We start from the raw sequence: 24,323 nt of genomic DNA, 5'->3' as shown, positions 1-24,323 counted from the left end.
TATGGTTTTAGTAGTACCGTCCTACATACTTATTCTCGACGATCATTTTCTTCATTTTCGCGGGGTCGATCGGCCCCTGCTGCGAATAGACGATCTTACCGCCGGGTTCTACAAGTATGGTATAGGGTAAAGCGCCCTGCCATTTCGGATCTACCGCTTCAATCAGCTTGTATTTGTCCTCTACATTAAAAATATAGTTTTGATTGGAAGCAAACTTGCCTTGCAGGAATTTCAGGGCCTTTTCCTTCTTGTCGGGATTGTCGGCGCTGATCGAAATAAACTCAAAATCGCGGCGGCGGTACATGTGGTGCATGACCATAAAATCGGGAAACTCGGTCACGCAGGGCCCGCACCAGGTTGCCCAAACGTTGATCAGCCGCAGCTTGTCGGATTTGTTTTGGATTAGCTCTTTCAAAGCGGCTTCGTCGATCACCTCGAGGGTCACCGGTTCCTTGGCCCAAGCCGTTTGCTCTTTTTTGACATTATCCTCTTTGGCGGCCCATTTCATCGAGCAGCCAAACGTTTTCGTGCTGGCCACCGGCACCGGCTTTCCGGCCAGCAATGCTTCGATCGCGTTGCGCGCATCCAGGTTTTTAGGCGTCCCCGTCGGCTTTTCAACATCGTCGATCCGACCGTTGTATTGCAGTTTTCTTGCCTTATCAAAAATAAAAATATGCGGGGTTGCCACCGGTCCGTAAGCTAATGCGATCTTCTGGTCGTCGCCATCGTAGAGATACGGGAAGTTGTAAGCCATGTCTTTGGCGCGGATTTTCATTTCGTCGTAAGTGTCGCTCAGGTCGGTGTAGCCAAGCTCATCGAGCAGGATCGCCTTCGGATCGTTGGACGAAATCGCTACCATTGCCATTTTTTTGCCCTTGTAGTCGGCGGTGAGTTTCTTGATCCGCTCCTCGTAGGCCTGCGCGGTTGGGCAATGATTGCATGTAAACACGATCGCAAGGACATCCGCATCTGCAAAACTCTTCAACGAATACCGCTCGCCGTCAACACCCATCAAATTAAAATCCGGCGCCTGCGCACCGATCTTCAAAGTTTCCGGCTGATCGGCGGCAAATACATTCAATGCATTGACTACCAATGCCAAAGCAAAAATCAGTTTACGAAATGCGCACATAGTCCTGGTTTTTGGTTGAGTTATGAATTTAAACCAAAAGCAGGCGTAATGCAACAAAATACTGGTTTCGTGCTATTGGAAGTTACTCATTTAAAAGGGAGGGAGGGAAAATCGGAATTGAACAAGGCCTGTGTAAAAGACGAAAGCGGCTTGCACTGTCACCAAATTTAAAATTTTGGAAAATCACTTAAAAATCCGATTTTCAAACGGCTAAGGAAGCGGTCATTTTTTTAAGCCCTTGAAAACCTGCTGACATAAGGCTGTCACGACGGTTACTTAGCTTCGCTTCATCTTCAAACCAAAACCCAAAAAACATGGCCACGGCAACGTCACTCAGAGGTTTCGCAACGGTTAATTTTTACGCAGCCGACCTGGACGCTGCGAAAAAATGGTATTCCGAAGTATTCGAAATTCCAGCCTACTTTGAAAAACCCGGCTACATCGAATTCCGCGTGGGCGACTATGAACATGAAATGGGCGTTATCGACGCAAAGTGGGCGCCTCCCGGCGCGACTGGGTCACACGCCGGAGCGATTATCTACTGGCATGTGGATAATGTGGAAGGAGCTTACCAAAGACTGCTGGATATGGGTGCTACGAGTTATCAGCCGGTAATCACGCGCGGCGAGGGTTTTGTGACGGCCTCGGTGGTGGACCCGTTCGGTAACATTCTAGGTGTGATGTTCAACAAGCATTATTTGTCGGTAGTCAATGGAAACTAAAAACGGCATCGAGGCCATCGCAGCGCCTACCAGCACGGAATGGCGTAACTGGCTCGCGGAAAACGGCACGAAGAAGGATGCCGTTTTCCTCATCATTTACCACAAGGACAGCCCCACGGCGAGCATCGGCTACAAGGAGTCGATCGAGCATGCATTGTGCTACGGGTGGATCGACAGCAAGGCGATCAAGCGCGATGACGAAAGTTTTTACCTCACATTTACGAAACGCAACCCCAAAAGCAAATGGAGCATTGTGAACAAGGAACGCGCCGACCGGATGATCGCATCCGGCCTCATGCGTCCCGAGGGCCAGGCAATGATCGACCTTGCAAAGGAAACCGGCGCCTGGGACGCGCTCGAAAGAGCCGGTAATGCGCTTATTCCCGATGACTTGCAAAAAGCGTTCGACGCTAATCCGACGGCATTTGAAAATTTCGAAAAGTTCGCACCATCTTCCAAGCGGCTTATTCTGGAATGGATTCTGAATGCGAAAAGACCCGAAACACGGGAGAAACGCATTGCGCAGTCGGTAGAAATGGCCGCGCGGAACGAACGCGCCAACCACCCCCGCTGGCCGCGCTGAGGCATTTGATGAACGCAATTCGCCTGAAAGTTCCGCCCCAATGCGGAACCTTTCGGGCGGATTGGTGGCTTTGCTAGCAGGAAGAACCACATTCTTCCCATTCGAACCAACCCGAAAATCCGCCATGTCCGCCCCACCACTCACCGGCCTCCAAAAACGCGCCTCGAAATATATTAACAAAGCCATTTCCTACCAAATGCGGCCCGGGGAGATGATTGAAGGCTATTTTTCCGGCTTCGACCCCAACTCCATCGACCGTGCGGTGATCCAGCTCTCGAATGCGGCAGATAAAACAACGCTGCCATTGATGACGGTTTTGAATTATTTTGAAGGGGTTGAGGATGAGGAATTGGATGCATGACGTGTTCGACTGAAACGTTTAAAGGAGATTTGGAAAACTTCGTCAATGTCATATTTTTGTAACTAAAATTCAGTTACACACTATGCGTCATGACCCAAATCAAAAAATTGCTTGCCTGGTTTCATAGCAAACCGAAGGATCTTGTTTGGAGGGAACTGATACTGATTCTCAAATTTTATGGCTATGAGGAACTTCCACCTGGCAAGACTGGCGGGTCACGAATCAAATTTGCCGACCATGAGAAGCGCATCATTTCATTACACAAGCCTCACCCCACTCCTATTGTGAAATCATACGTGATCGACCAGATCATTACAACTCTGAAAGAAAATGGAAAAATCAAGAATGATTAATTCGCTATCCTATGATGGTTTTACGGCCAATATACAATTCAGCCCGGCCGACGAAGTGTTTTTCGGGAAGCTGATCGGCGTTAATGACCTTGTAACATTTGAGGGAACTTCTGTTGAAGAACTGAAACAAGGCATGAAGGACGCCGTTGATGATTATATCGAAACTTGCAAGGCCCTGGGCAAGTTGCCTGATAAGTCCTACAAAGGTGTTTTTAATGTGCGCGTTTCATCTGAGTTGCATAAAAAAATCGCACTGCTTGCATCGCAGTACGACGTGACTTTGAATGATTTTGTAAAATCGGTGTTACAGTATGCATCGGCGCATCAAGAGCTTGGTGATGAAGTGTTTGGACTTCGATAAAAACAGTAGAAGTCCAGCAACTTGTTGCATGAACTTCTGCTATGTCCGGTTTTTACTCCCCTATTTACCTCCGCTACGCTTCCCTAACGGCACCTGCGCCGTCGTCCGCAGGTAAGCAATCAACTCGGTAACCTCTTTTTCGGACAAGTTATCCAGCAACCCGGTCGGCATCATGGATGACGGGGTTACTTCCCGCGTTTGGATGTCCGATTTGTTGATCAGGACGGCGTCCTGGCCTACTATGCGCAGGGTGAGCTGCCGCTCGGTTTCTTTGGCCACGTTGCCTACATAAGTGCGGCCGTCGCGCGTGGTGATGACCACCATTTTGTAGTCGTCCTGGATTTCGCCGCTCGGATCGAGGATGTTGCCGAGCAGGTAGTCGAGGTTGGCGCGGTTGGAGCCGGTGAGTTCGGGGCCGATGATGCCGCCCTCGCCGTAAAGTTTGTGGCAGGGCGCGCAGGTTCGCTCAAACACGATACGGCCGCTCGTTTTGCTCGCGTCGGCTACGGCCTTGTCCGTAAGCAGGGTGCGGTATTTTTTATAGGCCTTTTCATCAAATTCAACGTGATCGATCGGCCCCCACACTTCCACGAAGCCACTGCCTACCACACGCCGGAGCTGGCGCGCCACGTAGGTCGGAACGTCTTTTTTAGGCACGACATTCTTTGAAATTGCCTGGGTAAGGAGCCAGCCGGATTTCGGGCGCGAGGCCAGTGTTTGCACGGCTTCCGATTTTTCCTGCGCATTGAATTTCGGGTAGGCGTCGAGCAGCTGCTTTGCCAATGGCTCGCTGTCGAAGCCGGCCACGGCGCGGATCGCTTCCAGGCGCATTGCATTGTCGTTCAGCAATGCCGGGAGTTCTGCGGCGAGCTCGGGACGCTGGCGGGCGGCGAGGGATTGCAGGGCCTTTTTACGTTCTGTTAGTGCTGCGGATTTGTTTTTCAATGTCGTCAACGCGGTTTTGGCTGATTCGGTGTCGCCGAAATGGCGGCCGAGATCGGCGGCGAGCTGGGCGGTTGGTTTGTCGGCCTGTTTGAGTTTTGTGTAAACTGCATTCCAGTTGTCCGGCGTTTGAATGTCCGTGCGGCCTTCGAGTCCGTCGCGCATGCCGGTGAGCAGGTCGGTGCGGTTTGCTGAGGTTTTTCCGAGGGCTGCTACAAGTGTCGAAATCTGGTCCGCATCCACCAATCTTCTCGCTATAAACTGCGTTACCATCGGTATTTTACTGCTTCCAGCCAATTCCAGTGCACGAGTTGCGTTGCCTTTCACGAGCGGCTCGATGCCAAACCAGATCATTTTCGGAAGATTATGGTCGGCCGCATCGCCTGCGTGCGCCAAAAGTCCCTTGGCAATGTTCCATTTGCCCTCATCATTCACCCGTTGCAGCGCCGACGCGAGGTAAAGGCGTACCACCGGCGACGCATCACCAGCCGCCATTTTGGCGAATTGACTAACCACTTCCACGCCCGGCTGTGCATCCTCGCACAAAAACTGGATCGCCCAGGCGCGAACGTGCGCGTCCGCGTCGCCCAGCGCCTGCTTTAACGCTGCATTGTCCAGGTTATCGGTGACTTTCAATGCCCACATCGCCCGGAGGCGGTTGTCGGCATTGTCCGTGGATTGGTACAGTACATTCAGTTTGGCAATTGCTTCCTGCGAAATCTTGCCACTGGCTGCGGCGCGGCTTTGCAAAACCACCCGCGCACGCCGCGCATGCCAGTCGCTTTTGCTCGTTTGCAATGCGGCCAGGTCGGCGTCGGAAAGTTTGTTGAGGTCGTCGTAGCGGCCCTTCCAGTTTTCGGCGAGGGAGTTTTTGGGCACTACCCTGAAAATCCGGCCGGTTTCGGAGTTGAGTACGTCGGAGCCGCAGATGTCGGCGTCGTGCCAGTCGAGGATGTACATGCCGCCCTCCGGCCCTATTTCCATGCTGAACCCGACCCACTGGGCGTTGTTGGCCATCAGGAAATCGTCGCTGTGCTTGCCCGCGAAGCCGGAGCCTTTCGGAATGAGCTGGTCCGACAAAATGCCGTGCTCGTGAATGTTAGCCATGAAAATCTTGCCGCGCTCAGCCGCCGGGAAGGCATCCGACTGGTAAATGCGCGCCCCGCCATGCGCCGAGCGGTGGCTGTGATCGGCGATGGTTTTGATATCATTATATACATACGGATTGAAATGCTGCCCGCCCTGCCGGTGGTAAATGCCGCCCGGCACCACGTGCCACAAATGCGGGATCACGCAGGCTGTGATGAAAAGCTGGCCTTTGGCGTCGTGATCGATGCCCCAGGGATTGCTGAAACCGTGCGCCACCACCTCAAACCGGCGTTTGGTAGGATGGTAGCGCCACACGCCGCCATTGATGTCGACGCCGTCTTCAACTTCGATATTTTCGGGGAATGCGTCTTTATGCTTGTATAGTTTACCTTTTCCAACCGGTTTGCCTACTTTGGAGGGCGTTGCAAATCCCTGCAAGCCGTACAGCCAGCCGTCGGGGCCCCAATGAAAGCTGTTGAGCGTTTCGTGGCGATCGCGGATGCCCCAGCCGGTGAGCCGCACTTCAATGTCGTCTATATCGGCTTTGTCGTCGCCGTTTTTGTCGGGGACAAACAAGAGGTTCGGCGGTGCTCCCACGAACACGCCGCCAAATCCCACCGCCAATGCGGCCGGGAATGCGATGCCTTCCATGAACACCTTTTTGCTATCGGCCACGCCGTCGTGATCGGTGTCTTCCAGGATGAGAATGCGGCTGCTGCCGTTGTTGGAAAATCCTTTCCCGCGTGATTCATAGTCTTTGTTTTCAGCGATCCACATCCGGCCACGGTCGTCCCAGCAGAATGCCATCGGCTGGGTCATCATCGGTTCGGAGGCAAATGCATTGACCTGATAACCCTCCTTCACGGTCATCGCGGCCACAGCTTCCTGCGCACTGAGGAATTTGGCTTCCCTACCCTCCTTCTGCGCCAGCGCCCACAATGCAGTGGTATTATACTGCCCAGTATTACCGATAAACTCGCCGAATGTTTTATTCAGCTCCACATCCTTAAAATCACCGGTGTAAACCACCAGTTCATGTTTAATGATCTCCGTTTCGCCTTTTTGGATGTGCCAATCGCCCTTGCGCGCGCGCGCCGGGCCCGCGCCCAGCTGGCCGTCCACGCGCCACGTTTGCGGGTAGCCTTTGTTGGAGGGATGGTCGAGAATGGCGATGTGCGCGAGGTCGTTGCGGCCGGGCACCTGCATCCCAATGTCCACCCACATAGCCGCCTGGCCTTCGGCTTTCTCGTTCTTTTGCCGCGCCGCATTCACCACGGCCCCTTTGATGCCCTCTTTCCACGGCATGCGCACAAATAGGCCGCCGTAGTCGTATTTGCCGATGGTGACGTCGGTTTTGGCTTCGCCGTTCCATTCAAGGTCGAGGAGGTATTTGCCGTCTTTTACCCGCATAGACCAGTTTTGCGTTTCGGTGAGCACGGCGGTGCCGGTCGAGTCGAGGAGGTCGTACACGGTTTGCCATTTCACTTCCGTACCCTTGGCTTCCAGCACTTTGGCGGAGATTTTTTTCCAATAACCATCACCCGGATGATGGAAATAATCGCGGCCGTTCACGCGGGTGTAGCCCCAGTAAATGCCCGTTTGGTGCTTGTGGTGGCCCGGACTGTATTCGGTGAGCACGCCCTGGCCGTCGGGAGCGACGATCGGGTGCAAGTAGGGCCTGAAATCGGGTGTTGCGTTTTGCGTCAGGATCGGCTTCGACTCGCTGCCCCGGAAAATACTGATCGTTTCGCCCTTCGCATCCTGCACGGCGCGCAATGGCGTATCGGCAGAAAGCGGCGTAGCTTCCAGCGCGTTACGCGGCTGAAAGTCGTCTTTGAAATTAAACAATACAAATACCAGCAGCAGCGGTAGCAACCTGAGCAAGTTCATGGGCAGAAGTCCTGGGTTTTAGGATTAAACGCGGATGCAGTATGACCATCCCGATATGCCGGAATAAGAAAAAAATGGCCCGGAAATACTCAAAATTTCATGTTTCTGCCTGTTTACTTCATTTGGATTTGAATTTAAATACCTAAATTAGGGTAAACACTACCGCATCAGCAGCCGCACCATGACATCCTTTAAACTCTTCATACTCTTTATGATGATCACCATGATGCAGCATCACGGGATCATCTACCGGACCGGCTCCAAACGTCCCTCCCGCCCGGCGCGCGACGAGATCCGGGAGCGTACCAAGCCGAAACCGGCCAATATGATCGGCACCTGGCGCATTTCGGGTGTGAGTACGGGTAACCAGGGCGTCATCAGCCCCGACGGCCAGCCGGTCAGGCAGTTTGAGCCAGGCTCTAAAAACGATATGCTGATTTCCTTCTTCCCCGACAGCACTTTCACCCGGGTAGGCACCAAAGGCGAATACACCGTCGGCCAATGGGATTTCGATACCACCACCAGCTCCATTTTCCTTACCTCAAACCGCAATACTGAGGAAATCGGCGTTTTCATCACTTATGCCGACAATGGTCTGCGGCTGATCAACTTCGAATTCTCTCCCACCGAAAGCCTGTCGCTCACGGAGTACGGCCGGAAGCTGCCGCGCTTTCGCGAAGACCCTTACTTTGGGCAGAACAACTGGTGGCGCATTAAGCCCGCACGCCCGGAAACCGATGCGCAGATCCGCGCACGGCTACTGAATTACCTCGCGCACACGGCATCGGTGCTCAGCAGCGCGCAGATCCGTGAGCAGGATTACATTTCGCTGGAATTTTCGCAGGGGATCGTGAGGCTTTACAATGTGGGTATTGGCGTAGTCAAAAAGGATCAGATACCTTCCACCTGGCTGGAATCGTTCCATTCCGCCGACGACGCGCACAAGGCCTACGATATGTTCGAGGATTACCTTTTTACCGGCAAGCACAAAAAATACCAGAGCGGCAACTGGGTGCGCGACGACCACCGCATCCTGGTGGACATTCATAACGGCATGAAACGAAAATAGCGGCGCCTGGGCGCCGCTATCACGTGTTGGGTTTTTAACCCTCACTACAAAATGTAGAACGTTTCGGGCTGAAATGCCTGGGGAACGTGCTTGTCTTTCATCATTTGTTTCAAATCACGCTCGATATTCCTCGAGATCGACAGCACAGGCGTGTCGGTAGGCTTGTTTTCGAACGGGTCCTGCAAATGGATCGCCATTTTCTCGATCAGGAAGAAACATGCCGTGATCACCACCAGCACCGGCACCATCAGGAAACCGAACAGCTGAACCAGCCCGAACGGCAGCAAGAGGATAAAGAAGTGCAATGCCAGATGAATGTAAAGGCTGTAAGTCGAAGGGAAAACGGTGTTTTTGATCCGTTCCGACTTACCCATGTGATCGCACAGGCGCGTCAGCGTCTGGTCGAGCTCTACCTGCTGGTAGGGGTTCAGCCAGCCTTGTTTCAATGCATTGTTCAGGTCACGGGCGTGCAGCTGCACCAGGCCAACGTGCTTGTTGTCGAAGTCTTTCAGGTATTCCATTTCTTCTTCGGACACAAACTTGCTGATCATCGGCATCGGGTCGTCGCGGCGCAGGCCTTTGCCCAATGCGTAACACCAGGCGATCTGGCGCTTGATCATCCGCTTCTTGAAACCGTCGATACGGTCGGGATCGAGCGGGTCTTCCATGAGCGAAAGGATCTGCCGCGCGAATGTCCGCGAGTCGTTTACGATGGCACCCCAAATGATCCGGGCTTCCCACCAACGGTCGTAGGCCTGATTGGAACGGAATGCAAGGAGCAACGAAATGATCGTACCGAGCACGCTGTGCACCGTCATCGGGATCGAAATGTTGGTAATATGGTAATTCTGGTAAATGACCTCGATAGCGATACCGTAGACGGTCACAAACATGACCTCGTACTTGATCTTACCGAAGATGTAGCGGATCGGGATATTCTTTTTGAGAAGCATATAGCCTAGTCTTTAACCTTTTTCACAATCTCATATCAAAAAACACCGGCTTACCGGTAACCTCCCGCATCGGCCAGCGACGACACGCGTACCATGTCGGCGTTGATCATCATATAACCGGTCTTTTTCAGCACCGGCAATGCGTCCAGACTGCTTTTGGTCAGCTTCGGAATTCCGTATTGCTCCGAATAAGCAATGAGATCCGTTTCGTAGTATTCCAGGAAATTTTTCAGCAGGGCCAGCTTGTTGCCATAGAAGAAGTCGATTTTGATGCTCGAAATTTCGGGGTAGGCTTCCCGGAGCATCCGGCACTCTTCCCAGAACTCTTCTGGAACGAGTTCATATTCTTTTTCGCGGTAGGTTGAGAAGAGCAAATCCTGAATGTCGTCGGCCACATGGAAAAGGTGTGTAAAGATCAAACGCACCTCGTCCCGCATCTCTCTTACAATGGCTTCGGCAATCTGTATCCCTTCATTCGTAAAGTCCGTAGGTATCACCACTGTTCTCATATAATTGCTGTTTTAAGTTAACAAAGCGTTGATAATCAATTACAATGCAATGTTACAGCTGAGACATTAGCCCGGTTTAAGAGCGATATTATAATGTAGTGAGAGACTTATTAGAATGAAATAAGAATATTAAAATGAATTAAGAATGATGGGAATACCTGTACGGAAGATAGGTGATGAAGCGGGTGCCTTCCTGCACGCGGCTGTGCACTTCCACCTTGCCCTGATGCATGCGTATAATGTTGTTTGTCAGCGGCAAACCGATTCCGTAGCCTTTATACCGGCCCGTGTTGGAAGCCCTGAAAAACGGCACAAAGATCTGCCCGATCTCGCGGTCCGGAATACCGATCCCCTGGTCGGTTATCTCCACGATCACATATTTGGCGTCCGCGCTGATCTTGATCCTCACAGGTTTGTTGTCCGAATACTTGCAGCTATTGAGCACAATGTTGGAAAACGCCGCTTTCAGCAATGCGAGGTTGCCGTTTACCACCAGCTTGCCCTCGTCGTCGGGCAGATTGTCGAAATCGATCACCACATGGTTATCAGGGATAATGCGGTCTGTTGCTTCTTTCACGGAAAGGATCAGTTCGTCGATCCGCACGCCTTCCCATTGCTCTTTTTTACCGTCGAAGCCCGTTTGCGCGAGGCTGAGCATGCTATTGGTGAGGTGTTCCAGTTTTTCAACTTCTTTGTAAATATTCAGAAATGACTCCTTCACGCTCTCCGGCAAACCGGGCATCGACATGCCCAGCTCGGCCTCCCCGCTCACCACGGTAAGCGGCGTCCTGAACTCGTGGGACGCATTACTCACGAAATTATTCTGCATTTCGAAGGTCACTTCCAGCCTGTCGAGCATGTCGTTGAACGTCCTCGACAATGCTTCCACGTCGTCGTCGGTAGGTTCCACCACGAGCCGCTGGTGCAGGTTGTGGGCATTAATGCCCTTCACATTGCGGATGATGCGGCGGATCGGCTTGAAAATCTCATTCGAAAACAGCTTGCCGAACGTGAACACGAATATCATCGCGATGAAGAACCCGATCAGCAGGAGGTTTTTCAGGTTGCCCATTTCCTGCATGCCATAGGTGTCCAGCGCCGACGATACCACCATCAACCGCTTGTTATCGCGCGCCACGCGCAGCACGACATAGGAAGTATCATGATTGAAAAACCGGACCGGGATTTCGTTTTTTGACGCCTCGAAGAATGATGAAGGCAGCGAGAGCCGCTTTTTGGTGGCCTCGTCGGGCGGATCGGGCAGGATGCGGTGCTTCTCGTAGGGAAGGCTGCCCAGGTGTCGCTCCTTGATATCGTAGTAAATGGACGTCAGCGATTTGTTTTCCTGCAAAGCCGCATGCCCCACAATGTCCGAACGCACTTCCAGCCGGTGAAAAAAGCTGGCGGAGATGCTTTCGGAAGCAAAAAAGTAGACAAACACGCTCAGCGCCCAGATGATACCCGCCGACAGCGCGGTAAAGATGAGCGCAATCTTATTTTGTATCCTCATACGACTGGCGGATCACGTAGCCCATTCCGAAAACAGTGTGGATCAGTTTAATATCGTGGTTCTTATCGATCTTTTTACGGAGGTAGTTGATGTAAACATCCACCACGTTCGTGCCCAGGTTGAAATTGATATCCCACACATTTTCAAGTATTTCCATGCGGTTCAGCACGCGGTTTGTATTAGAAAGCAGGTATTCGAGCAGGCGAAATTCCGTGGCGGTGAGTTCGATCGGCTGCCCTCCCCGCTTCACGGTTTTGGTTACCTTGTCGAGCACGAGGTCGCCGAGCGTAAGTACTTTGTCGTTTTTCTCCTTTTCGGGCTCCTTCCCGCGGCGTATCAGCGTCCGCAGGCGCGCTTCGAGCTCAGCCAGCTTGAATGGCTTGGTCATGTAGTCATCAGCTCCGGAATCGAGTCCGGAAACGATATTTTCGGTCGTACCGAGTGCGGTGAGCATGAGGATCGGCGTGGTAACCTGTGCATTGCGCGCCCGGCGGCACACCTCCATGCCGTTAATGATCGGGATCATCAGGTCGAGGATAATGACGTCGAACTGGTGCTGCAACACCATCTGCAAACCCGACTGCCCGTCCATCGCAATGGTGATTTCGTGGCCGTTGGCTGTGAGACTGCGTTGGATCAGCGATATAACGTTAGGCTCATCTTCGATGAGCAGAAGCTTCATGGGTAGCTTTGAAAATGGCATTGCAAGTGGGGTTTTAACCCGTAAGGTAAAAAAACCGCGTGGCAATCCAGTTGTATTCAAGCCGGATTTTGAAGCACAAAAAAAAGGGAGAAAAATTTCTCCCTTTTTAAACCATCAATCAATCTTAACCGAACCACTGAGGTTCAATCACTTACTTCGTAGTTACACTTTTCAATTGGAGGCCTACGATAGCGGCTTTCTGGGCAGCGCTATGTTTATTGGTGTCAGCCGTAATCTTTTCTTTTTGTGGTGCCGGGCTGTCCAGAACCGGGGCCGAAGCAGGCAATGCGTTGTTAACAATGGCTACCTTCGTTTTTTCTTCAACTGTATATGTAGAGTTGTTGTTGGCATAAGCTGCGCTAGTGATTGCAATCAAAGCAACGGCTAGCAGATTTTTTGCATTTTTCATTGGTAATAGTGTTTTAGTTTTTTCTTGTGTTCTCATTCGTATTTCGAGTACAAATATACTACAATATTCTGAAAACAAACGTTCAACGCATTTACTACACAAGCGTTAAACTATCAAATTCTATATCAAACAGCCTTCTAATCCTGGTTACAAATATAACTATTTAAAGATTCAAAATTTAAATGTAACGGATTTGACGATTTCGGCGCTTCATAAGATTTTGCATTGCGACGGGCAGGTATTACCAAATTGTTAAGGCATATTAAACAGGTTCATTTTATTTCAACTTCACCATCAAATACCAAATTTAATTCGGAGTGGATTCTACCAATAGCCAAAAACACCGAAGAATCGGTTTGCGAAATCCGAAAACCACGAAATTTTTTTAAAAATTTTTTAAAATTTTTTTGTGCGGATTGAGTAACCGGTCAGAATGGGCGCAAAATGCCGGTGTTCAGCCTGGGGGCGGGCGGGGAAATGCGAGGCGGATGCGACGGGAAGTCTGGACAAAAATGCGCATATTTGCACCCCCAAAATGGACACACATACCGGCCCGGCCGGTGGCGGATCGAGAATTATGAAAGTTTGTATTGCAGAAAAACCCAGCGTAGCCAAAGACATTGCAGCGGTAATCGGCGCAGGCCAGCGCCGCGACGGTTATTACGAAGGCAATGGCTACCAGGTAACGTGGACATTCGGCCATTTCTGCACCCTCAAAGAACCGCACGACTACACCGAACGCTGGAAATCGTGGCGGCTGGAAGAGCTCCCGATGATCCCTTCCAGCTTCGGAATCAAGCTGATAGACAATGAAGGCGCCATGCGGCAGTTCGGCGTGATCGAAACGCTCGTGCGCAACTGCGAGGAGGTGATCAACTGCGGTGACGCCGGCCAGGAAGGCGAGCTCATCCAGCGCTGGGTGCTGCTCAAAGCCAAATGCAACGTTCCCGTGAAGCGGCTCTGGATTTCGTCCCTCACCGAGCAGGCGATCCGCGAGGGCTTCGAAAAGCTGCGCGAGGCCAGCCAATACGACAATTTATACGCCGCCGGCAGCGCGCGCGCCATCGGCGACTGGCTGCTGGGCATGAATGCGACGCGGCTTTTCACTAAAAAATTCGGCGGCGGCAAGGCCGTGTTATCCATCGGCCGCGTACAAACGCCCACGCTCGCGCTCATCGTGCAGCGGCAAAAGGAGATCGACGCATTCGTTTCGGAAGAATATTGGGAGCTCAAAACCATTTACCGCGAAACCGAGTTCACAGCCACGATCGACCGCATTAAGAATGTAGAAAAAGCCAATAAGGGCCTCGCTTACCTCCAACAGCACGATTTCGAGGTTACCGCTTTTGAAAAAAAGGAAGGCAAGGAAGGCAATCCGCGGCTTTTTGACCTCACTTCGTTGCAGGTCGAGGCCAATAAGAAATACGGTTATTCGGCAGAAGATACTTTGAAGCACATTCAAAATCTTTACGAAAAGAAGTTTGTGACTTACCCGCGGGTGGATACCACTTATTTGTCGGAAGATTTACATCCGAAAGTGGAGGGTATTCTCCGCGAATTGACCTATTATAGCCAATTCACGGCACCGCTGCTGGCGAACCTGCCCATTCCGAAGTCCAAGAATGTGTTCGACGACAAGAAGGTCACCGACCACCACGCCATTATCCCTACGGGCGTGCTTCCGGCGCACATTAGTCAGGATGAAAAGCGCATTTACGACCTGATCGCCCGTCGCTTCATCGCGGTGTTCTATCCCGAATGCCGGGTTTCCAACACCACAGTCCTCGGCGTGGTCGGCCAGGTGGAGTTCAAAGCCACAGGTAAGCAAATCCTTGAACCCGGCTGGCGGGAGCTGTACGCGAATGATAACGCATCCAAAAAAGAAGCGGAAGAAGAAAAGGTAATGCCGATTTTCGAAGTAGGCGAGCGGGGTCCGCACGAGCCGCGGGTGCACCAGGGCAAAACATCACCGCCGAAAGCTTACACCGAAGCCACGCTGCTGCGCGCCATGGAAACGGCAGGCAAGCAGGTGGAGGACGAGGAAATGCGCGAGTTGATGAAAGACAGCGGCATCGGCCGCCCGTCTACCCGCGCGAACATCATCGAGACGCTCTTCAAGCGTAAGTACATCGAAAAGAAGAAGAAGAACGTATTCGCCACCCAAACGGGCATTGACCTTATCGACACCATTCAGAATGAGCTTTTGAAAAGCGCAGAACTGACCGGGCATTGGGAGCGGAAGCTGCGCCAGATCGAAAAGGGCGAATATGCGATGGACACTTTCAAGCAGGAGCTGATCGACATGGTGGTGAAGCTCACGCACGAGGTGAAGAACGAGCGGGCGCGGTCCATCACCATTGTCGAAGAAGCACCGGTGGCCGAAAAAGAGGAAAAGCCCAAAAAGGAGCGAAAACCCCGCGAGCCGAAAGAAGATATCGCGATTGAAACCCTCAACTGCCCCAAATGCAGGGAGCATCTGTTGAAAAAGGGCAAAACCGCCTACGGATGCAGCAATTTCCAGGCTTGCGGCTTTAAAATACCATTCGAATTCCTGGGCAAGAAGCTGACCGACAAGCACATTTTCGACCTGCTAAGCAAAGGCAAAACGGTCAAAATCAAAGGCCTGCAAATCCCCGGCAGCCCCGACCCCATTGACGCCCGCCTGGTCATGAACGGCGACTTCAACTTTGAAGTCGGCTAGCGGCTACATCGGACTGTTGGTCGTTTCCACGTACGGCAGATGAAACGTAATGCCCGAAATCTGGCAAAGTGCGAGAAACTCGGAAAGATTAGGCATGGTGCCCTGATTCAGGATGCGGTCGGACGAATTCCGCGCGATCCCCGCCTTTTCGAGTTCGTCTTCGAGGCTTAATCCTTTCACCTTAACAATCTCTTTAATGTCGTCGACCAATTCCCTGGCGCGCGCTTCAAATACTGTCGTTTCCATTTGTTGATGAGTTTTGTTTACCGGGAAATATACAAAACCGTGCCAAACCGCCGCTCCCGGATGACGCAGCAGCGCTGATGGCCTGAGATTTGCTTTGACAAAAGTGAGTAGCCCGAATGATGGATTCGGGTGAATGAAAACCGTTTTCAGGCAGTTTTACCAATGTAACCTTTTAACTAAAATACAATGAACGACTATCATCAACTTGCAGGGACATTCAAAATAGGCGGTGAAATTGAGATCAACCGCCTCGGCTACGGGGGCATGCAGCTCACCGGCCAGGGGGTGTGGGGCGATGCGCCCGACCGCGAAAATGCCAAAAAAGTCCTCCGTGCGGCGCTCGACGCCGGCGTGAACTTCATTGACACCGCGGATTCCTACGGCCCGCACACCAACGAAACGCTGATCGCCGACGCCCTTCACCCCTATCCCGGCGACCTGCTGATTGCCACCAAAGGCGGTTTCGACCGCACCGGCCCGAACCAATGGCGCGTCAACGGCAACCCCGAACACATCCGGGAAACGATCGACGGGAGCCTTCAACGGCTCAGAAAAGACGTGATCGACCTGTGGCAGCTCCACCGCATTGATCCCCGCTTCCCTGTGGAGGAAACGCTGGGTCCGGTGGTGGATGCCGTGAAAGCCGGCAAAATCCGGTTTGTAGCCTGTCCGAAGTGGATGTGGAACAAGTGAAACGGGCAGAACAAACCGTGCCTATCGTTTCTGTTCAAAACCTCTATAATCTCGGGAACCGGCAATGGGAAGCTGTGCTGGATTACACGCTGGAACGCGGAATGGCATTCATTCCCTGGTATCCGCTCGCCTCTGGGCCCGATAAACTGAAAACGAAAATCTCGGGCATCGCGGAAAAACACAATGCTACCACCGCGCAAATCGCGTTGGCGTGGCTGCTCAAACGTGCGCCGAACATCCTGCTGATTCCCGGCACAAGCTCCGTGCAGCATTTGGAGGAAAACCTTCGCGGCGGCAGCATCGAACTATCCGACGACGATTTCCGCGCATTGTCCTGAGCTTACCAACCGACTGCATTATGCCGACATATCAAAACAAAACAGTGATCGTAACCGGTGCCGGAAATGGCATCGGGAGCGTGGTCGCAGCGCATTATGCCCGGCAAGGTGCCGCCGTGGCACTGTGGGACCGCGATGCCGACGGCCTGCGTACCGTGCAGGAAAGCCTGGAAAAAGAAGGTTTTAAAGTCATCTCGCGGGTGATAGACCTGACCAATCCCGACGAGATCGTCACGGGTTTCGAACAGGACGGCGGTACGCTCGGGCGAATCGACGTGCTGATCAACAACGCGGGGCTGGGCCATACGCAATCTCCGTATGAACTGGCCGTAGATGACTGGGATTATGTGCTTAATACCAACCTGCGCGGCACATTCCTGTGTGCCCGCGAGGCCGCTAAGGTGATGCGTACGCAAGGCCGCGGAGCGATTGTGAACATCGCCTCCACGCGGGCGCTGATGTCGGAGCCGAACACCGAAGCCTACGCGGCTTCCAAAGGCGGCATTCTGGCGCTCACCCACGCGCTGGCAATTTCCCTGGGGCCCGATCATATTACGGTGAACGCGATCAGTCCCGGATGGATCGAAACGGGTGATTACAGCCAGCTGAAAACGACGGACCATGCGCAGCATCCGGCGGGGCGCGTAGGCAAGCCCGACGACATTGCACGCGCATGCCTCTACCTGACCAACCCGGAGAACGACTTCATGACCGGCACGAACCTGGTCATTGACGGCGGCATGACCCGCAAAATGATTTATGAGGAATGAGTGCTACTTTTCGAGCTTTTTCAGCTCGCTGTCGAGGAAGCTCTTCGGCAACCACCGCGTGCCGATCATGACGCCTTCGATGGTTTTGGTATTACCGATATTTTCCAGCGGATTGGCCGCAAGCAGCACCAGATCTGACACATTTCCGGCCTTAATCGAACCTGAGTCTTTCTTGTTTAAATAACTCGCCACATTGACCGTGCCTGTTTTCAATGCCTCGTAGGGCGTCAATCCCGAGTCTACGAGGTATTTCAATTCATGATGGGTGGCAAAGCCCGGCACATTCAGTACCTGCGGCGCATCGCAGCCCAGCATGAGCTGCACACCGCCCTGCTGACAAGCCAGGATCAGCTTCCGGCGAATTTTTACAAATGCCTCTGCCCGCTCCCGGTTGAACTTCGGATTGTTGACGTAGCTGCTTTTGGCATTCAGCCAGTTCTTTTTCTCTTCGGCGGTCATGTATTTCCATTCCGGGTCGTTTTCATAGGCTGAGGCGGGTAATGGAGAGAGCCATCTTTCCGCAATGGCCTGCGTGGGCACCACGCGTATGTTTTTGTCCTTTAAACCCTTGATCAGCCTGGGAATGCGCGTAGTATCGGCGGCATAGGCGATCCATGCGCCGAAAAGCCCTGTTTCCTGCTCGGCGAGCGTGTCGGTGCCGGGAACGATGGCTTCCACGAAACCGTCGAGGTGGTCAATGGACGAATAGCCGGCATCGATGGCCGCCCAAACGCCCACAGCGAACGATACGTGGCCGACCATGCCGATACCCAGCTCCCGGGATGTTTTTGCAATGCCCGGAAATGTTTCTTTGGTAAGTCCGGGGAGCAGTTTCAGGTAATCGTAACCGGCTGCTTTTTCTTCCTTCACCATTTCGATGCCCCGGGCGGCTGTTTTGACGCTCTGGCCGCTGAATGCCGGACCGGTTGTGTAAAAATTGGGGCCCAGCACTTTGCCGCTCCGCACCTGCTCGCGCAGTTCGAGGTGCTTTGCATTACCCAGCATACCGCGGATAGTGGTGATGCCGTTGGCCAGGTAGAGCGTCAGCACGTCTTTCATCGGGCCGAAATCATCGATCGCCGGCACGTGGGCGTGCATTTCCGACCAGCCCGGCACCAGGTATTTTCCTTTGGCGTCCACCACCAGCGCATTGGCGGCTGGCTTTACATTGGTGCCTATGGAAACAATTTTACCGTTCCTGACCACCACCGTCTGCTCCTTCAAAACCGTTTCGCGGTCCATCGGGATCACATTCACCGATTGAAATACAATATCACGATCGACATTGCTGACAGGCCCCTGCGCAAAGCCCGCCTGGACGCTCATGCATCCGAAAATGAAAATCAGTCTGCGTATCATAGTTCGTGAAGTGTTTAATAGTGATCGGGAACGGATTTTCGCAATTCAGCTCACCACCGAAACATTCTGCGCGTTTTTCTGCGCTTTGAGGCACAATTCCGTCGCCAGGAAACAATGCTCCTGCGACATGGCCGTTTCGGTGCGGTTCAGCACGTCGTCTACCAGCTGGCGGCCGTAAGGCAGTTCCACTTTGGTACAATCGACGTACATCGTTTCTTTATTATTAACCACAAAAAGGTGGTTTCCACCCTCGCGGCCACCGATATCGATATTCTTGCGGATCTCGATGTAGCCTTCGGTACCCAGTACGGTGAGTCGCCCGTCGCCCCAGGTTTTCAGGCCGTCGGGTGTGAACCAGTCCACGCGGATGTAGCCCGCGCCGCCGTTACCCCGCAGCATGGCGTCACCAAAATCCTCGAATTTGGGGTATTGAGGGTGGTTCACATTGCCCACCTGCGAGGCGATCACCTGCGCTTTGGTAGAATTGGTAAAAAACAGGAACTGGTCGAACTGGTGGGAAGCAATGTCGCAGATAATGCCGCCAAAGCGCTTTTTGTCGAAAAACCACTCGGGACGGGTGTTCGCATTCATCCGGTGCGGGCCCAGGCCGATCGTTTGGACGACCTTCCCGATAATGCCTTCTTTAATGAGCTCGCCAGCTTTCACGGTCGCCCGGTTTTCGAGGCGCTCGCTGTACATGATCGAGTAAATGCGCTTGGTTTCCTTCTGCACTTTGCGCACTTCGGCGAGTTGTTCCAGCGTGGTAAGGCCCGGCTTATCCACCATGTAGTCCTTTCCGGCCTTCATTACGCGCACGCCGAGCGGCCCGCGCTCGTCGGGGATGGCCGAGCTGAGTACGAGCTGAATGGATTTATCTTCCAGGATCTCGGCTTCGGATTTCGCCTGCTTCGCATTCGGATAGCGCTTGGCAAAAGCCGCCGTGAGGTCCGCTTCCTTGGCAAAGAATGACACCAGCTCGCCGCCGCCACGCGTTACTGCTTCCACCTGCCCGTAAATATGCCCGTGGTTCATGCCGATCACCGCAAACTTGATACGCGGAGGCATGACGGTAGCAGTTGGCCCGCCGGCCACCACGGTTTTGACGGAACCGTAGGCATTCGGGGTCAGTTGCGGGAACATCGCCAGGCCGGCGGCGGAATAAAGCGAATTGCGCAGGAAGTCACGGCGATTGTCCTGTTGGTCTCTCATTGCTCGATTTGGAATGTAGTGAATACTTAGTAAAGCACATTTTCAACAGATATAATGTGCTGTTGACAATGACAACATTCCGGAGCTTTTTCCCTGACAGGCCGGATACCGGAATCGTCTATTTATTTCCTATTGAAATCCCAAAAGTAATGCGCGAATCGTTGCGTTTTCGGCCCGTTTCCACCACGCTTTCGTAGGAGTTTTCGAAGCTCGTCCGCAGCGTCACCCATTTGTTGAGCGGCAATTCGGCCGTGAGGATCGTGTTCCAGCGTGTGTTGGAGAAGTCGTTCAATGCGGGCTGGATGAATGTGAGGTGATTGAACCGGAATTTATCCGACAAAAACGAATGTTTTCCTTTAATCCTGAACGAGTTACGAATGGTGGTAACGGTGGATTTCTCAAAAAAATTGGTGGATTCGTACAGGATCGCGTCCGTAAGGCTCAGGTCGTGCGATTTGGTTTGAATGAGCCGGTAGCCGATCCCCGCTCCCGCCATTTGCCGGAGGTCGATCCGCCGGAGATTACTCGTTTCCAGCGCGGCAAGACCGAAAACGTAGGTGCGCCGTTTTTTGAAAACATCCACAAACAGATCGAGGTAGCTGTCGCGCTCGGCGAGCACGCCGTTCTGCTTGCCGTAAGTGAACCGCGGGTTGGTGGCAATATTGATCACCGGCCCGCTAAAAACGAGCTCTGCACGGAGCACCACAAGGCTGCGGTTGACATTCCCCCTCGTGAAGTTACCATCGCCGACGAGCCGGTAACGGACGGTGTCGATCAGCACGCGGCGCGGGGCAATGAGCGTATCGGCCCTGGGGGCGGTAACCGAGTCGGCCGGAACGAGCTTTAGTCCCGTAGTGTCCGGTGAGGCGTCCTGCGCCGATGCGGCGGCCGGGACTAATGCGAAGAAAAAAGCGATGAGCTTGAAGAAACGGTGGCAGGTCAGATTTTTCATTAACGCAAATTTTGCAAAATAATGGTGCCAAACGTGTCCCAATGTTGGTTAATTTGCCCTATGAAAAAGCATGACCCTTCCGGCGTACCGGCACCCGGACAGCATAATTTTGTCTTCCTCGATTTCAACATTTCCGAGCTGTCGGTTTCGCATATCCTCAATAACAGCGCAGAAATGCCTGCAACGGAAAAAAGGGGCTTTTTCGACATCCAACCGCACGAAATCGATGTCGACTACGCCTCATTCCGCGTGGCCGCCACGCTCAGCGAGACATTGAAAGTGGTGGTGAGGCAGGATCACCGGGCCGTGAACCTCTATTGCGAATGCACCCGTCCGAAGCGTAAACTGTGCGAGCACCAAAGCCAGGTTTTGTATAACCTCCTCAACCGCCGCGACCTGCGCGCATTCTTCGACGAAAAGCTCCGGCACGAGAAAATCAGAGAGGAGGCTGTATTCTACGGATTGGAGGGTGAAAGCGACCTGGATGCATATTTTCAGCTTGAATATACGGGCCGGGAGCTGCGCATTAAACCAAAATTGAAAGAACTAATCCCGCTCGATACGCTTTCGGTGGAGGCATTGCAGGAACAGCTCGTGGCGAACCCGCCCCGGGAGTTACCCGGCCCGAAACCGCAGGCAGCGGACACAAAAACGATCGTGACCATCGGCCTCAACAAGTATTACGACCATTTCTACATGGAAATGTACGAGGCGCCCGTCACGCGGAACGGGAAGCTGAAAAACCCGTTCACTCCCCTTAACCCGCTCGAACAGCTCTGGAAAACGCAGGACGCGCAGGAGATCAAATTCCACACCGCGGTGGCGGCATTTCAGAATAATTTCCGGAAAAAGAACCCGGAAACCGACCTGCCGGGGCTGTATGCGATTGTTCAGAACCCGCTGAAACTGGATTTTTACTACCATAACCCGTCGGTTTCGGAGAATATCAATGCGGCCTCGCTCCTACCCGTGAAGCTGGCAGCAACTCCGGTCGACCTCCAACTGACGATTGATAAGAAAGACCCTTTTCTTCAAATTAAAGGCGAGCTGATCCTCAACAGCGTGCATCTGGATATCGAAAGCGTGGAGTTCCGTTATGATTATTTTGTGTTGTACAAAGATTCGCTGCATCTGATCGAAAGCACGGACATCCTGCGGGTGCTGCAATTTTTCAGGCAGCATAACCAGCGCATTTACATTCACGAGTCAAAATTTGAGGCATTCAGGGCCAGTGTGCTGGCGAAGCTGGGGAAAAGCATTCGTATCAATTATACGTATGTAAAACCGGCCACGCCCGCGCAGCGCGAAGAGCAGGGGTTTGACCTGGAAATCGAGAAAATCATTTACCTCGAAGATGTCGGCAACTATGTGCTGATCACGCCCGTGCTGAAATATGGCAAGGTAGAGGTGCCTTTATTCTCAAAAAACGACATTTATGCCGTCGATAGCCACGGTAACCCTTTCATGGTGAAGCGCGACGAGGAAGCTGAGCTGCGTTTCGGCAGCGCGGTCATGCGCCAGCATCCCGATTTCGAAGAACAGCTCGGCAGGGAATTCTTCTACCTTCACCGCGCGGCATTCCTGAGCGAAGACTGGTTTCCGAATGCATTTGAAGAATGGCAACACCAGGGCGCGACGATCCTGGGTTTCAACAAGCTCACCAAGAATCGCCTCAATCAGCATAAGGCCAAAATATCGGTGCATGTGGTCAGCGGCATCAACTGGTTCAGTACCACGGCCAATGTGGCTTTCGGCAAGCAGAAAGTGACGCTCAAACATTTGCACAAGGCTGTCAAAAACCGCAGCAGATACGTGGAACTCGGCGACGGCACACTTGGCATCCTGCCCGGGGAATGGTTGGAAAAGTTTGCCAAATTTTTCGATGCGGGTGAGATTGCGGGCGAGGTGATCCAAACGCCCAAAATCCGTTTCGCGTCTGTGGAAGAAATGTATGAAGGCGCTATGCTCGACCGCGACGTGCAGGAACAGATCGCATTTTACCACTCGCGCTTCGGGGATTTCCGGGCCATCGAGCCGGTAGCCGTGCCGGGGACATTAAAAGCCACGCTGCGGGATTACCAGAAACAGGGCCTCAACTGGCTGAATTTCCTCGACGATTTCAATTTCGGAGGCTGCCTGGCCGATGATATGGGTTTGGGAAAAACCTTGCAAATCATCGCATTCCTGCTCCTGCAACGAAAGAAACAGGTACGGAACACCAACCTGATTATCGTGCCCACTTCCCTGATCTTCAACTGGCAGGCCGAAGTGGAGAAGTTTGCGCCAAGCATTAAAATGCTGACCATCTACGGCGCCGACCGCGTGAAGGACGTTACCGATTTCGATCGATACGAGATCGTGCTGACTTCCTACGGCACGTTGCTTTCGGATGTAAATTTCCTGAAAAAGTATCATTTCAATTACATCATTCTCGACGAATCTCAGGCCATTAAAAATCCTGAATCGCAGCGCTATAAGGCCGTTCGGCTGCTGCAAGCACGGAACCGGCTGGTCATGACGGGAACGCCCGTAGAGAATAATACATTCGACCTGTACGGACAGCTGTCATTTGCATGCCCGGGCTTGCTGGGCTCTAAAACGCAGTTTCGCAACCATTTCTCGATCCCGATAGACCGGTTCAAGGACAGTGAGCGGGCCGCGGAGCTGCAAAAACGGATCAACCCATTTATCCTGCGGCGCACCAAACAGCAGGTGGCGTCCGAATTGCCGGAAAAAACCGAGATGGTGATTTACTGTGAAATGGGCGAAGAGCAGCGCAAAGTTTATAATGCGTACGAACTGGAATTTTACAATTTCCTGAACACCCGGAACCAGGGCGATATCGAACGCAGCAGGCTGCACGTTTTGCAGGGACTTACCAAGCTGCGCCAGATCTGCAACTCGCCCGCATTGCTGCGCGACGATCTGTACTATGGCGATTCGTCGGCTAAAATCGACGTGCTCATGGAACAGATCGAGGATACTGCGCCCTGGCATAAGATACTGGTATTCTCGCAGTTTACTTCCATGCTCGACCTCATCCGCCCCAGGCTGGAAGAGCGCGGCATCGGCTATGAATATCTCACGGGCCAAACGCGCGACCGGGGAGCCCGGGTGGAGAATTTCCAGACGAATGCCCATGTGAGGATCTTCCTCATCAGCCTGAAAGCCGGCGGGACCGGCCTGAACCTGACCGAAGCGGACTACGTATACCTCATAGACCCGTGGTGGAACCCCGCCGTGGAAAACCAGGCCATTGACCGCAGCCACCGGATCGGGCAGCAGAAGAATGTGATCGCCGTACGGCTCATTTGCCCCGGAACGATCGAGGAAAAGGTGATGGAGTTGCAGGAAACCAAAAAAGACCTCGCCAATGACCTCGTGAAAACGGACACGGATATTCTCAAATCACTCACCCGGGACGACCTGCTGGCGCTGGTATCACGCTGACCGGGATTTGAGGTAAAAT

20 protein-coding genes and 1 pseudogene are annotated in these 24,323 nt (G+C 52.9%); 10 read left to right on the top strand and 11 right to left on the bottom strand.

The window, feature by feature from the left end:
* Positions 1-7: 7 nt before the first annotated feature.
* The gene (locus DFER_RS01395; protein ID WP_012779903.1) at positions 8-1,132 is read right to left on the bottom strand and encodes a redoxin domain-containing protein; all 1,125 of its coding nucleotides are present in this window, start codon (positions 1,130-1,132) and stop codon (positions 8-10) included.
* 314 nt (positions 1,133-1,446) lie between these two features.
* On the opposite strand from DFER_RS01395, the gene DFER_RS01390 reads away from it, so the two are divergent.
* The 5 genes from DFER_RS01390 to DFER_RS01370 all read left to right on the top strand — a co-directional run bounded on the left by DFER_RS01390 (position 1,447) and on the right by DFER_RS01370 (position 3,512).
* On the top strand, positions 1,447-1,854 hold the full coding sequence (locus tag DFER_RS01390) for a VOC family protein (RefSeq protein WP_012779902.1): 408 nt from the start codon (positions 1,447-1,449) through the stop codon (positions 1,852-1,854).
* On the top strand, positions 1,844-2,437 hold the full coding sequence (locus tag DFER_RS01385) for a YdeI/OmpD-associated family protein (protein ID WP_012779901.1): 594 nt from the start codon (positions 1,844-1,846) through the stop codon (positions 2,435-2,437). Before DFER_RS01390 ends, DFER_RS01385 begins: the two co-directional genes overlap by 11 nt.
* 124 nt (positions 2,438-2,561) lie before the next feature.
* The gene (locus tag DFER_RS01380) at positions 2,562-2,798 is read left to right on the top strand and encodes a hypothetical protein (RefSeq protein ID WP_012779900.1); all 237 of its coding nucleotides are present in this window, start codon (positions 2,562-2,564) and stop codon (positions 2,796-2,798) included.
* 89 nt (positions 2,799-2,887) lie between these two features.
* Positions 2,888-3,151: a type II toxin-antitoxin system HicA family toxin gene (locus DFER_RS01375; protein ID WP_012779899.1), complete on the top strand. Its 264-nt coding sequence runs from the start codon at positions 2,888-2,890 to the stop codon at positions 3,149-3,151.
* A complete protein-coding gene (locus DFER_RS01370) occupies positions 3,129-3,512 on the top strand; it encodes a type II toxin-antitoxin system HicB family antitoxin (protein ID WP_143828623.1) in 384 nt (127 codons plus the stop codon). Before DFER_RS01375 ends, DFER_RS01370 begins: the two co-directional genes overlap by 23 nt.
* Before the next feature lie 60 nt (positions 3,513-3,572).
* Here the strand turns inward: DFER_RS01370 and DFER_RS01365 are convergent, their stop codons facing one another.
* Positions 3,573-7,433, bottom strand: a complete 3,861-nt coding sequence (locus tag DFER_RS01365; protein ID WP_012779897.1) for a PVC-type heme-binding CxxCH protein — start codon at positions 7,431-7,433, stop codon at positions 3,573-3,575.
* Positions 7,434-7,644: 211 nt separating this feature from the next.
* Between DFER_RS01365 and DFER_RS01360 the strand changes: the two genes are divergently transcribed.
* A complete protein-coding gene (locus DFER_RS01360; protein WP_229206143.1) occupies positions 7,645-8,502 on the top strand; it encodes a hypothetical protein in 858 nt (285 codons plus the stop codon).
* A 44-nt stretch (positions 8,503-8,546) separates the two neighbouring features.
* On the opposite strand, the gene DFER_RS01355 is transcribed toward DFER_RS01360, so the two are convergent.
* The 5 genes from DFER_RS01355 to DFER_RS01335 form a co-directional block, all read right to left on the bottom strand.
* Positions 8,547-9,455 carry a bestrophin family protein gene (locus tag DFER_RS01355; RefSeq protein ID WP_012779895.1) on the bottom strand — a complete coding sequence of 303 codons (909 nt, stop codon included), beginning with the start codon at positions 9,453-9,455 and terminating at the stop codon, positions 8,547-8,549.
* 50 nt (positions 9,456-9,505) lie between these two features.
* The gene (locus DFER_RS01350) at positions 9,506-9,964 is read right to left on the bottom strand and encodes a hypothetical protein (RefSeq protein ID WP_012779894.1); all 459 of its coding nucleotides are present in this window, start codon (positions 9,962-9,964) and stop codon (positions 9,506-9,508) included.
* Positions 9,965-10,103: 139 nt separating this feature from the next.
* Positions 10,104-11,474, bottom strand: a complete 1,371-nt coding sequence (locus DFER_RS01345; protein WP_012779893.1) for a HAMP domain-containing sensor histidine kinase — start codon at positions 11,472-11,474, stop codon at positions 10,104-10,106.
* The gene (locus tag DFER_RS01340; protein WP_012779892.1) at positions 11,458-12,156 is read right to left on the bottom strand and encodes a response regulator transcription factor; all 699 of its coding nucleotides are present in this window, start codon (positions 12,154-12,156) and stop codon (positions 11,458-11,460) included. Before DFER_RS01340 ends, DFER_RS01345 begins: the two co-directional genes overlap by 17 nt.
* A gap of 172 nt (positions 12,157-12,328) precedes the next feature.
* The gene (locus tag DFER_RS01335) at positions 12,329-12,622 is read right to left on the bottom strand and encodes a hypothetical protein (protein WP_041734621.1); all 294 of its coding nucleotides are present in this window, start codon (positions 12,620-12,622) and stop codon (positions 12,329-12,331) included.
* Between the two features lie 499 nt (positions 12,623-13,121).
* Between DFER_RS01335 and DFER_RS01330 the strand changes: the two genes are divergently transcribed.
* Positions 13,122-15,287: a type IA DNA topoisomerase gene (locus tag DFER_RS01330; RefSeq protein ID WP_229206141.1), complete on the top strand. Its 2,166-nt coding sequence runs from the start codon at positions 13,122-13,124 to the stop codon at positions 15,285-15,287.
* 3 nt (positions 15,288-15,290) lie between these two features.
* Here the strand turns inward: DFER_RS01330 and DFER_RS01325 are convergent, their stop codons facing one another.
* The gene (locus DFER_RS01325) at positions 15,291-15,533 is read right to left on the bottom strand and encodes a hypothetical protein (protein ID WP_012779889.1); all 243 of its coding nucleotides are present in this window, start codon (positions 15,531-15,533) and stop codon (positions 15,291-15,293) included.
* A 186-nt stretch (positions 15,534-15,719) separates the two neighbouring features.
* Between DFER_RS01325 and DFER_RS30805 the strand changes: the two are divergent.
* Together DFER_RS30805 and DFER_RS01315 are read left to right on the top strand one after the other, a co-directional pair.
* A pseudogene (locus DFER_RS30805) lies at positions 15,720-16,564 on the top strand (aldo/keto reductase).
* Positions 16,565-16,584: 20 nt separating this feature from the next.
* Entirely contained in the window at positions 16,585-17,334 is a 750-nt protein-coding gene (locus DFER_RS01315) for an SDR family NAD(P)-dependent oxidoreductase (protein ID WP_012779888.1), read from the top strand.
* 3 nt (positions 17,335-17,337) lie between these two features.
* Here the strand turns inward: DFER_RS01315 and DFER_RS01310 are convergent, their stop codons facing one another.
* The 3 genes from DFER_RS01310 to DFER_RS01300 form a co-directional block, all read right to left on the bottom strand.
* Entirely contained in the window at positions 17,338-18,693 is a 1,356-nt protein-coding gene (locus DFER_RS01310) for an amidohydrolase family protein (RefSeq protein WP_012779887.1), read from the bottom strand.
* Between the two features lie 45 nt (positions 18,694-18,738).
* A complete protein-coding gene (locus DFER_RS01305) occupies positions 18,739-19,902 on the bottom strand; it encodes a Gfo/Idh/MocA family protein (protein WP_012779886.1) in 1,164 nt (387 codons plus the stop codon).
* Positions 19,903-20,020: 118 nt separating this feature from the next.
* Positions 20,021-20,854, bottom strand: a complete 834-nt coding sequence (locus DFER_RS01300; protein WP_012779885.1) for a DUF481 domain-containing protein — start codon at positions 20,852-20,854, stop codon at positions 20,021-20,023.
* A gap of 60 nt (positions 20,855-20,914) precedes the next feature.
* On the opposite strand from DFER_RS01300, the gene DFER_RS01295 reads away from it, so the two are divergent.
* Positions 20,915-24,304 carry a DEAD/DEAH box helicase gene (locus DFER_RS01295; protein WP_012779884.1) on the top strand — a complete coding sequence of 1,130 codons (3,390 nt, stop codon included), beginning with the start codon at positions 20,915-20,917 and terminating at the stop codon, positions 24,302-24,304.
* Positions 24,305-24,323: the final 19 nt, after the last annotated feature.

The organism is Dyadobacter fermentans DSM 18053, assembly GCF_000023125.1.
Classification (GTDB): domain Bacteria; phylum Bacteroidota; class Bacteroidia; order Cytophagales; family Spirosomataceae; genus Dyadobacter; species Dyadobacter fermentans.
This window is presented reverse-complemented; position numbering and strand designations above follow the sequence as displayed.